Annotated in this window: 8 protein-coding genes and 1 other annotated feature; of the genes, 4 read left to right on the top strand and 4 right to left on the bottom strand. The window is 37.5% G+C overall.

The window, feature by feature from the left end:
* Positions 1-280: 280 nt before the first annotated feature.
* Together AC3WOM_RS13180 and AC3WOM_RS13175 are read left to right on the top strand one after the other, a co-directional pair.
* On the top strand, positions 281-1135 hold the full coding sequence (locus AC3WOM_RS13180) for a PhzF family phenazine biosynthesis protein (protein WP_427542896.1): 855 nt from the start codon (positions 281-283) through the stop codon (positions 1133-1135).
* A 1352-nt stretch (positions 1136-2487) separates the two neighbouring features.
* Positions 2488-2676: a GNAT family N-acetyltransferase gene (locus AC3WOM_RS13175; protein ID WP_492447214.1), complete on the top strand. Its 189-nt coding sequence runs from the start codon at positions 2488-2490 to the stop codon at positions 2674-2676.
* Between the two features lie 452 nt (positions 2677-3128).
* On the opposite strand, the gene leuS is transcribed toward AC3WOM_RS13175, so the two are convergent.
* The 4 genes from leuS to AC3WOM_RS13155 all read right to left on the bottom strand — a co-directional run bounded on the left by leuS (position 3129) and on the right by AC3WOM_RS13155 (position 9404).
* Positions 3129-5546 (bottom strand): leucine--tRNA ligase, encoded by a 2418-nt coding sequence (gene leuS, locus AC3WOM_RS13170; protein WP_492447213.1) that lies wholly within the window; start codon positions 5544-5546, stop codon positions 3129-3131.
* A gap of 91 nt (positions 5547-5637) precedes the next feature.
* Positions 5638-5849, bottom strand: a binding site (T-box leader).
* A 64-nt stretch (positions 5850-5913) separates the two neighbouring features.
* A complete protein-coding gene (locus AC3WOM_RS13165; RefSeq protein ID WP_427550062.1) occupies positions 5914-7653 on the bottom strand; it encodes a SulP family inorganic anion transporter in 1740 nt (579 codons plus the stop codon).
* Between the two features lie 57 nt (positions 7654-7710).
* Positions 7711-8058, bottom strand: a complete 348-nt coding sequence (locus AC3WOM_RS13160) for an ArsR/SmtB family transcription factor (protein WP_427547946.1) — start codon at positions 8056-8058, stop codon at positions 7711-7713.
* A 167-nt stretch (positions 8059-8225) separates the two neighbouring features.
* Complete coding sequence (locus AC3WOM_RS13155; protein ID WP_427547944.1) at positions 8226-9404, bottom strand: MDR family MFS transporter; 1179 nt, start codon at positions 9402-9404, stop codon at positions 8226-8228.
* 625 nt (positions 9405-10029) lie between these two features.
* On the opposite strand from AC3WOM_RS13155, the gene mnmL reads away from it, so the two are divergent.
* Complete coding sequence (gene mnmL, locus AC3WOM_RS13150) at positions 10030-10986, top strand: tRNA modification radical SAM protein MnmL/YtqA (RefSeq protein WP_492447212.1); 957 nt, start codon at positions 10030-10032, stop codon at positions 10984-10986.
* Positions 10983-11561: a tRNA 5-(aminomethyl)-2-thiouridylate-methyltransferase MnmM gene (gene mnmM / locus AC3WOM_RS13145; RefSeq protein WP_427547940.1), complete on the top strand. Its 579-nt coding sequence runs from the start codon at positions 10983-10985 to the stop codon at positions 11559-11561. Before mnmL ends, mnmM begins: the two co-directional genes overlap by 4 nt.
* Positions 11562-11580: the final 19 nt, after the last annotated feature.

Raw genomic sequence — 11580 nt, 5'->3', positions numbered from 1 at the left:
AATAGAAAAAAGTGCCCTACTATGTAACATTAAAGATAAGTAATTGTACATGATGATTTATTTCATAATTACTTTTTTATAATGTTGCACATATTATGAAAATGTACATTACTAATTTTAATTTGGTAGTGTACATGATGGAACAAAGAGAGAAAGAGTACAATAAGCAACGTAATCTGCTAAAACGTAAAAACCAAATTTACAAGTTATACAAACGACAAGTGTTGACGTAGTGCTTTCTATGCTACAATTTACTATAAGTGAGGAAGGAAGGTATCTTATGAAAATATCCGTTTATGTTGCAAGTGCATTTAGCAAGGATCATAAAGGCGGAAATAAAGCAGGAGTGGTATTTATTGAGAATACATTGACCACTACTCAAAAAATGGCAATAGCCAAACAACTGGGCTATGCTGAAACCGCATTTATATCAGAATCTAAAATTGCTGATTATAAATTTGAGTATTTTACACCAAAAGAAGAAGTTGATTTATGTGGTCATGCCACAATTGGCTCTTTCGCGATACTGATGCATTTAAATAAACTTTTCAGGAATCGCTATACGATTGAAACGAACAGCGGTGTTCTTACTATTACCATAAAAGATGACATCATATTCATGGAACAAAATAAACCGATATTCTATGATGTTGTATCTCCAAACGAGTTCATCGACTGTTTTGACATTAAAGCTATAGACAATAAATACCCAATTCAAATTGTCTCTACGGGCTTAAAAGATATTTTAATTCCTATAAAAAGCGAAACACGATTACATGAACTGCAACCTAATTTTGAAAAAATTAAAGAAATCAGCAAGTATTATAATGTTGTCGGGATGCATCTATATACTTTTAATGACAATCGAATTATATGCAGAAATTTTGCTCCACTATACGACATCAATGAAGAAGCAGCGACTGGAACTTCAAACGGTGCATTAGCTTGCTACCTTTATGAACAGCAATACTTGCAAAAAGAAGTCTATGTATTTGAACAAGGTTATTCTTTACACTCGCCTTCCGAAATATTAGTTAAATTAGCAACCAATAGCAAGAATAAAATAGAAAAAGTTTATGTTGGCGGCAAAGGCTATTACTGTGAAACTAAGTGTTTAAATGTAGATATTGAGTGAAAATAAAAAAACACCGAATAAAAAGGTTGAGAAAATAATTTCTCAACCTAGGTACTAACCTTTTTAAAGTTAGAACCTTATCCTTTTCTAACTCTACTGTAGATTTGAAATAAAGTTGCGATGTTTAAAATAAAGTTACGACGAAACATCCCTTTAGATTATATTGGTCTAAAGGGATGTTTTTATGTCTAAAGAGCGAGAACATCGTCAAGCTGAGAAATTTATATTTAGTAATCAAACTAAATATAAACATCGGTTGAAAAACTAAATGGTCAAGGGACTCTTTGTGAACACCTACTAAGTCAAATGAAGGTATTTCCGTTCCAGGCTACTCGCTTTGCCGCTGACGCTTCGCTTTCGCACAGAGCAAGGCTTCCTGTGGGCGAGCGACGAGCCGCTTCATACGCTGAGGAACGAAGACTAAGTGCGTCACGTCCTGTGACAATTTATCTGTGCGAAAGCGTAGCGACAGCAACAACGCCTTCGTGACCAACATCGTGTTGGCCTCAGGGTCTCGTCTGTCTCGCTATCCCACGGGAGTCGAGTAGCCTTGCACTCCAATCAGCAATAGTGTAGAACTTTAAATATTTTCTTCCCTCAAAAGTAAAGTAAAAGTATGTTACTCACCATCATTAAATGGATATAATGGCACAATTCTATAGTTGTTGCCCTACACTTTATGTATAGAATCATTTTGTTGCTTTACATAAAGCTACTCATTGCTGTCACTCTGTTTTCGCATAAAAAAATATTATCAAAGCTCCACTATTGCGCAATATAGTGATGGCAAAGACTTCATTTTATCACTACACATTTATGTGAAATGCCGATAGAAAATACGATGAGCAACGGTTGATTGGAGTGTAGACTGAGTGACTCCTCGGGGATACAGCGTCACAGATGAGACCCTGGAGCGAGCTACGCGAGTGAAGCGGCTCATCGGACGCCCCCAGGAAAGCACTCAGTCGGAACGGAGATCAACCCCTCGTTTTGAAAAAGAGCTATATTTTTTTATTTGTCACCTTGATTTCATTGACATAATAGTATTTCAACAACATGTTTATATTTAGTAATCAAACTAAATATAAAGGTGAAAAATTATGAAGACTGAAAAAGGAACAAAATATAATATAGAGGAAATTGAACCTTTATATAATGATTACCTTGATTCTCATATAAATTACCCTGGATGGAAAAAGGAATTTATCCAGTAAAAGAAACTGCAATAAATGGCATACAGGAAGGTAATTTATTTGTGATTAGAGATAGTATTCGTATTGTTGGCACTGTTATATTACGACATGAGCAAGAATTAGGTTATTCTAAAGCTAATTGGAATATCAATTTAGATTATGAAGATATATTGGTTATATACTTTTGCTGTACATCCTAAATATCTTAAAAAGGGAATTGGAAAAAGGCTTATGGACTTTATTATCCAATATAGCGAAGAAATGAATATAAAAGCTATTCGTTTGGATGTATATGGAGAAAATAAACCAGCTATAAAACTTTATAGAAAATATGTTTTTTTATATTGATACAATAGATTTAGGATATAGTGCATATGGTTTAGATAAATTTGAACTTTACCAGAAGCTTTTATAAATTCTAGTTTAAAGAACTGTTAATCTAAAAAGATTGACTGCTTTTTTGTTGCCTAGAGAGCTATTTCTGTCTTTATGTAATATAGGACGATTTGTGAATCATATCACTTGAACACATTCGGATTACATTTTAGCTGTTTTTGTTCATTTTTTGTAAAATATCTTTTGGTCATTACACTCTACTCCAACATCTTTTTTCTCATTATAAACAAAAGTACCCTATAGGATAGACTTTTTTCAAAGTGTCTATCTTATAGGGTTTATATTAGGTTCAGTCTTAATTTTTTTAATTAAAATGTGCAACCTTTTATAAAAGTATTGTTACATTAACAATTGTATACAAATTGTTGACTTTTAATAAAAAAATTTTGGACACTTTTTTATCATTATTTTACTACGATATTCACAAGCTTACCTGGAATAACAATGACTTTTACTAAGTTTTTGCCTGTCATATGCTCTTGAACCTTGCTGTCAGTAAGTGCTACTTTTTCGATTTCTTCCTTAGAAGCATCTTTTGCTACGATAATTTTTGCTCGTACTTTACCTGCAACTTGCACAGCGATTTCCACTTCATCATCCACAAGTTTAGACTCATCATATGCTGGCCACTGCTCATAAACAAGTGTTGCATTATGTCCTAATAGCTGCCATAATTCCTCGGCAATATGTGGAACGATTGGTGCTAGCATTTTTACGAAGCCATCTGCGTAAGCTGCTGGAATAACATCTGCTTTGTAGCAATCATTGATGAATACCATCATCTGTGAAATAGCTGTATTAAAGCGGATACCTTCATAATCCTCAGTCACCTTTTTCACTGTTTGGTGATAGGATTTTTCAAGTGTTTTATCATCTGAAACTTGAATTTTTGAAGAAATTGCACCATCCTCTTCATTGACAAATAAACGCCAAATACGATCTAAGAAGCGACGTGCTCCGTCTAAACCATTTGTAGACCATGCCACAGACGCCTCAAGTGGTCCCATAAACATTTCATATAAACGTAGTGTATCCGCACCATGTGAAGAAATGATTTCATCCGGATTAACTACATTACCTTTGGATTTAGACATTTTTTCATTACCTTCACCAAGAATCATTCCTTGGTTAAATAATTTTTGGAATGGCTCTTTCGTGTGAACAACGCCTAAATCATATAATACTTTATGCCAGAAGCGTGCGTATAATAAATGCAATACAGCATGCTCTGCTCCACCAATATAAATATCAACTGGTAACCAGCGTTTTAGTAATTCTGGATCAGCTATTGCTTCTGTATTTGTTGGATCGATATAGCGTAAGAAGTACCAGCTTGAGCCTGCCCATTGAGGCATTGTATTTGTTTCACGGCGTCCTTTCTTACCTGTCTCTGGATCCACAACATTTACCCATTCTTCAATATTTGCCAATGGTGATTCACCTGTACCAGAAGGACGGATATTATCTGTTTTTGGAAGCATTAATGGTAATTCCGATTCTAGAACTGCTGTTGTCGTGCCATCTTCCCAATGAATCATTGGGATTGGCTCACCCCAGTAACGCTGGCGAGAGAATAACCAGTCACGAAGACGATAAGAAATTTTCTTCTCTCCTACGCCCTTTTCCTCTAACCATTCGATCGCCTTGGCAATACCATCCGCTTTGTTTAAGCCATCAAGGAAATCGGAATTAATATGCTGTCCATCACCTGTAAATGCTTCTTTGTTAACGTCTCCACCTTCAAGGACAGGAATAATCTCTAAGTTAAACTCTGTAGCAAACTCATAGTCGCGTTCATCATGCGCTGGAACTGCCATGATGGCACCTGTACCATAAGAAACTAATACATAGTCTGCAATCCAAATCGGCACTTTTTTACCGTTAATCGGATTCACTGCATAGGCACCTGTAAATACGCCTGTTTTTTCTTTAGCTAAATCTGTACGCTCTAAATCTGACTTCATTTTTACTTTTTCTAGATAAGTCTCAACTGCTTGTTGTTGGTCAGCCATTGTAATTTGCTCCACTAATTTATGCTCAGGAGCAAGCACACAGTATGTAGCACCAAATAATGTATCTGGACGTGTCGTAAATACTGTAAAGTTTTCATCTAAGCCATCAATACCAAATGTGACTTCAGCCCCTTCTGAACGACCGATCCAGTTACGCTGCATATCTTTAATAGACTCTGGCCAATCTACTTCTTCTAGGTCGTCGATTAAACGATCCGCATAAGCTGTAATTTTTAGCATCCATTGCTTCATTGGGCGACGTTCTACAGGATGACCGCCACGCTCTGATTTCCCATCAATTACTTCCTCATTTGCCAATACTGTTCCTAATGCAGGGCACCAGTTTACAGCCACTTCATCTATATAGGCTAAGCCTTTTTTATATAGCTGGATAAAGATCCATTGTGTCCATTTATAATATTCTGGGTCTGTTGTGTTTATTTCGCGATCCCAATCATAGCTGAAGCCAAGCTCTTGAATTTGACGTTTGAATGTCGCAATATTTTTTGCTGTGAATTCAGCGGGATCATTCCCTGTATCAAGTGCGTATTGTTCTGCTGGTAAACCGAATGCATCCCAGCCCATTGGATGTAGTACGTTAAAGCCTTGCATGCGCTTGAAGCGTGACAGGATGTCAGTCGCTGTATAACCTTCTGGGTGTCCTACATGAAGACCTGCCCCTGATGGGTATGGGAACATATCTAACGCATAAAATTTTGGTTTATCCGTTTCATTTACTGTTTTAAATGTTTTATTATCAGCCCAATATTGCTGCCATTTTTTTTCGACTTGTTGATGATTAAAACTCATTTTTTTTCCTCCTTTAATTGTGTCATGCTCTTCATCATAAGAATTGACAAAATATTTAAAAAATAAAAAAACTCGTCCCTTTCTTTATTAAGAAAGGGACGAGAGAATTCGTATCTCCCGCGGTACCACCCAAATTAGTGATCACACTCGGCTCTAACTTCCTTAACGCAGAAGGAACGGCACGCGTTGCTTCACGCGGGCAGACTCAGAAGGTGAGTTCAATTTGCTTTCCTACTAGCTTCCACCTGCCGCTAGCTCTCTAAAAAGAATCACAAATTTACTATTCCTCATCACTGTCTTTACATGTATTGCATTTATTCTAATGGAAAGTGTTGAAAAGCACAAGCCTTTGTTCATATGCTAACCATTACTGTACAATTAAATCCCTTTTTTCCTTAGATTGTGATAATTCCTGACATTCACGGAAGGCAAAATGTTTACATCCTATACACTTATTTGTATCTAAATAGCTAAAAGCATCATTAATTGCTTCTCCTGTATGCGGATAAAAATGAGCTTCACCTATTTCATCATATAGGCCATTGTGCTGAAGCACTGCTTTCATTTCATCCTGTAGCCCTGTTATTAAAATGGTACCACCTTGCATTTTGAAATCCCGAATAATACTTCCAAAATATGTCTCACCTGTTGAGTCCATAAAGGGCACTTTACCCATACGCAATATTAATACTTTAGATTGATAAGTAGGAGCAGCAATGGCCTGCTCAAAAGTAGACGCTGCACCAAAAAAAAGCGGCCCTTCAATTGTATAGATACTAATTTGTGGACAATCATGCTGCTGATGAACAACATGTGATTGTACTTTTTCATGCTTTAATGAGTGATCTGGTAATACTTTTGTGACAACAAGCTTCTCGCTCATACGTTTTGAAAATAACACAACAGCTAACACAAGCCCAACCTCTACAGCTAGTGTTAAACTTGTAAAAACAGTCAGTAGGAAGGTAATGATTAAAACCAGAGAATCTCCTGATTTCAACTTCACAATATGTGCAAAATGCTTTTGTTCACTCATATTCCAGGCAACAACCATTAAGACAGGGGCCATACTTGCTAAAGGAATATGTGAAGCATATGGTGCCAATAGCAATAAAGTGATTAAGACAAAAACACCATGAATAATACCTGACATCGGCGAAACCGCACCTGTTTTGATATTTGTTGCTGTACGGGCAATAGCACCAGTTGCTGGAATTCCTCCAAACAATGGTGTTACAATATTCGCAATGCCTTGGCCTACAAGCTCTCGATTGCTATGATGTTTACTATTTGTCATACCATCTGCGACAACCGCAGATAAAAGTGATTCAATACCACCAAGCATTGCAATAACAAAGGCTGGTCCTATAAGCAGCTGAACTCGTTCTAATGTGATATCTGGTATCGCAAAGTTCGGTAAAGTGCTTGGAATTTGACCATAAGCAGTTGCTATTGTAGCGACTTGTCCTGAAAAAAAGAACGTTGCAATAAGTGTAGAAACAACAATGCCTGCTAACGCTCCTGGAACTTTCGGTAAAACTTTCGGTGTCAATAGAATAATAACGAGACAAATAATTGCTGTGACAATACTATAAAAATTCGTAGTACCAATATGCATCATAATTTCTTTTAAATTGGCAATAAAATACTCGTGTCTTTTCATATTTGTCAGCCCTAAAAAATTGGCTATCTGTCCTGTAAAAATAATCACGGCAATACCAGCAGTAAAACCTATTGTAACAGGACGTGGGATAAACTTAATTAATGAGCCTAGCTTAAAAATACCCATTAAGCACAACATAATCCCTGCCATCAAACCAGCAATTAATAAATTTTCGTAGCCATATGCAAGAACGATTCCTAGAAGAATTGGCACAAATGCACCCGTTGGTCCACCAATTTGATATTTCGAGCCACCAAAGATAGAAATTAGTATACCGGCAATACAAGCTGTATAAATTCCATACTCTGGTTTGACACCTGAAGCAATCGCAAAAGACATTGCTAGCGGTATTGCTACGATTCCAACAATGATGCCCGACAGTAAGTCCTTCTTAAAATGATGTGCTGAATATCCTTCAAATCTCCCTATTAACAGTGACTTCATACATAAATCTTCCCTTCGAAATAATAAGCAAAGCAAATCTTTCAAAAAAAATTATGATTATATATTCTCTTCGTCACTTCCATTGATGGTCATCTCTTCTAATCTTGTGATCGTATTAATTAAGTGATTGTTAAAAATCTCCTTGGCTACCCCAAGCAATTGACCAATCATCGGATCACTTAATGAGTAGTAAACTTTTTTTCCATCTTTTATCCCATATACGATATTTTTTGCTCTCAAAACACCTAACTGCTGAGAAACAGCTGAGCCCTCTTTTTCTAAACAGCTTTGTATCTCATTGACACTTTTTTTACCATCTATTAGTAATTCTAGTATTCTTATTCGTAATGGATGAGCTAAGGCTTTAAAAAAATCTGCCTTAAACTGCTGCAATCCCTCTTCCACTAACATCCCTCCAAGGAATTTCACTTTAACATATTCAAATATTTGAATATGTATGATTGTACGCCTATTTGTACGTTTAATCAATATCCAATCTAAAAAAACGAGTAAAAATTATGCCTTTCGCACAATTTCCACTCGTTTACATCCTATTTTCGTCAGTCTAACCATTATTCAGTCACTGTTTTATGTTTACGTAAAGGATAGTCATAGATTAAACATGGCACAATAGCAAACAATACAACTATTACTAGAATTAACACAAGTACAATCATCCCAAACTGATCAACCATAATACCACCAAACAGAGGTCCAATCATCCTACCAGCTGTTGCCGCACTGTTAATAATTCCTTGATAGAAGCCCTGCCGTCCCTTGGGAGCAAGTTGATTTGCGATCGTTGGTAAAGCAGGTGTATAAAACATTTCGCCAAAAGTTAAGACAACCATGGCAGCAGCAAACATTGTAAAATCACTCGCAAAAGCAATAATTCCAAATGATAATGCAATCAACGTAACGCCAAATACTAATTGACGCTTTATAGTATGCTCCCATCGCTTTACAAGTGGCGCAATGAGTGGTTGCCCAATAACGATGAGAAGACCGTTAATCGTCCATAGCAAGCTATATTGTTTCAAGCCTAATCCTAAATCCTGTGTATACGAAGAAATAGTCGCACTCCATTGTGAATAAGCCAACCAGCATAGTACAGAGGATGCACTAATAATTAATAATGCATAAAATGGTGCTTTATTAATAATTTTCTTACTTTCCCCCACTACATTTTTCGGTGCAATACTACCTACCTCTAATCGTTTAAAAGTAAATAATGCTATAAAAAAGAATAAAATATACATGACTAGGTTTACCTTGAATACGTAGTCAAATTGGTAATCAGCCACAATACCAGCGAGTGCTGGACCTATAGCAACCCCTACATTTTGAGCAAGATAAATGGCATTAAAGGCTTTTCTTCCACCCTCAGGCCACGCAGTTCCGGCTAAAGCAAACATTCCAGGAAATACGATTCCCCCACTAAAGCCAAGGATCGTTAAGAACCATACATAATGCGGCCAGCCGTGCCAAATCGTTAACCCTATTAATGAGGCAATCGTTAAAAGAATGCCGAGCATAATTGACTTAAAGCCACCTATTCTATCAAATAGATAACCACCTAATAGATTACCAAATACCCCAGCAGCAGAATTCAACATCAAAACAAAGCCAGCCATCGCCAGTGACTTCCCTAGATAATCGTGCATATATATGGCGTTTAAAGGCCATAAAAATGAGTTGCCCGTTGTGTTCACAAGCATTCCAATAATTAAAAACCAAACACTTTTCGGCATAGAATGACCTCCATTATTTCGCTACTCTAAATAGTTAGTGTATGCCGAAAAATACAAAAGCACAAGGGAAATATTTTTACCTTTTTTACAGTGGTAACACAACATAAAAAGTATATCTTCGCTGCATTCAAGCTGATTGATTTGATTTTAATTCATTTGCTTGGGTTGGCTTGATTTTTTCTCTTCATTCTCTCGGGTAGATCAGCTTTTCGCTCCGCTTCCCTGTTCTTTCGCTCAAGGGGTCCAACTTTCCGCTCGGGTTGACCGGCTTTCTACTCCGCTCTCCTCTTCTTCCGCTCAGGGGGCCCGACTTTCCGCTCCGCTTCCCTCTTCTTCCGCTCGGGTCGGCCGGCTTTCCGCTCCGTTTTCCTCTTTTTCCGCTCGGGTGACCGACTTTCTGCTCCGCTCTCTTCTTCTTTCGCTCGGGTGATCCGACTTTCCGCTCCGCTTTCCCTTTCATTCATTCCGGTTAATTCAAGTAAGCACCGTTGAATCCAATTAGCATAAATGCCTCTTCATAGGAATACAGAAAATTCCACTGTTTGAAGTTTCACATTATTAAATTCTTCCCTCATGACGGAAGCACTAGTACATGATAAAATATAGTGTTAGAGGAGTGAAATAAATGACAGAAACAAGCTTTCCTTTTCCTTCAGATGGGAAAAGATACTATACATGGAATCGTTATTTACGTGGGCAATTTGGTCATAAAGTCTTTAAAGTAGCATTGGACGCTGGCTTTGACTGCCCAAATCGTGATGGTACCGTTGCTTTCGGCGGCTGTACATTTTGTAGCGCTGCAGGCTCTGGGGATTTTGCTGGTAATAAAGTAGATCCTATTGATGTGCAATTCGCTGAAATTCGAGACAAAATGCATCAAAAATGGAAGGATGGCAAATACATGGCCTACTTCCAGGCTTATACAAATACACATGCTCCGCTTCCAGTATTAAAAGAAAAATTTGAAGCGGCACTAGCTCAGGATGGCGTTGTAGGCTTATCGATTGCTACTCGTCCAGATTGTCTACCAGATGATGTAGTAGAGTATTTAGCCGAATTAAATGAGCGCACGTATTTATGGATTGAGCTCGGTCTTCAAACTGTGCATGAAAAAACTGCAAATCTTATAAACCGTGCTCATGATTATGCCACATATGTGGAGGGTGTTGAAAAGTTACGAAAACACGGTATCCGCGTATGCTCACACATTATTAATGGCCTTCCTCTCGAAGACTATGACATGATGATGGAAACTGCTCGTGAAGTGGCAAAGCTCGATGTTCAAGGCATAAAAATTCACTTGTTACATCTTCTAAAAGGCACACCTATGGTCAAACAATATGAAAAGGGTATGCTAGAATTTTTAGATCAGGAAGTTTATACAAAGCTAGTAGCAGATCAGCTTGAGATTTTACCACCGGATATGGTCATTCACCGTATTACAGGGGATGGACCCATTGATCTAATGATTGGTCCTATGTGGAGTGTTAATAAATGGGAGGTATTAAATGGCATTGATGCGGAGCTTGAACGCCGTGGAAGCTGGCAAGGGAAATTTTATCAGGCTGAGGTTGTCAAATGAAGCTAGAACGCGTTTTACAATATGCACAACAACTATTAAAGGCTACAATTGAAGAGGGCGATACAGTGGTGGATGCTACGGCAGGTAATGGTCATGATACATTATTTTTAGCACAGCTTGTTGGAGATAATGGTCAAGTGTATGCCTTTGATGTTCAAAAAAGCGCTGTGGATACCACACTGCTTCGCCTGCTAGATCATGGCTTAGAGCATCGTGGACTTGTCTTACATAGAGGGCATGAGGAAGTTGCTAAATATGTACACAAGCAAGTAGCTGCTGCCATATTTAATTTAGGTTATTTACCAGGCAGTAATCACGATATTATTACAAAGCCAAATACGACGATAGTTGCTATTCAAGATTTACTAAATCTGCTGAAAATTGGTGGACTGATTGTTTTAGTCATCTATCATGGTCATCCAGGTGGTAAGGAGGAACGTGATGCTGTCATAGAGTATGTGAGTCAGCTTCCACAAAAATATGTTCATGTATTAAAATACGAGTTTCTAAATCAACAAAATGATCCACCTTTTGTTATTGCACTAGAAAAAATGAAAGAGTACCCAATCGAATAATTTTTAAGGCATGGCTTCG

Source organism: Lysinibacillus sp. FW301-JW8, from assembly GCF_058788755.1.
The sequence above is the reverse complement of the archived record's forward strand: the minus strand, read 5'-3'. Positions and strand labels throughout refer to the sequence as shown.

Bases quoted from the DNA above. Each gene is read 5' to 3' on its own strand.
- AC3WOM_RS13180 (WP_427542896.1), top strand. From the start codon at position 281: ATGAAAATATCCGTTTATGTTGCAAGTGCATTTAGCAAGGATCATAAA.
- AC3WOM_RS13175 (WP_492447214.1), top strand. From the start codon at position 2,488: ATGAAGATATATTGGTTATATACTTTTGCTGTACATCCTAAATATCTT.
- leuS (WP_492447213.1), bottom strand. From the start codon at position 5,546: ATGAGTTTTAATCATCAACAAGTCGAAAAAAAATGGCAGCAATATTGG.
- AC3WOM_RS13165 (WP_427550062.1), bottom strand. From the start codon at position 7,653: ATGAAGTCACTGTTAATAGGGAGATTTGAAGGATATTCAGCACATCAT.
- AC3WOM_RS13155 (WP_427547944.1), bottom strand. From the start codon at position 9,404: ATGCCGAAAAGTGTTTGGTTTTTAATTATTGGAATGCTTGTGAACACA.
- mnmL (WP_492447212.1), top strand. From the start codon at position 10,030: ATGACAGAAACAAGCTTTCCTTTTCCTTCAGATGGGAAAAGATACTAT.
- mnmM (WP_427547940.1), top strand. From the start codon at position 10,983: ATGAAGCTAGAACGCGTTTTACAATATGCACAACAACTATTAAAGGCT.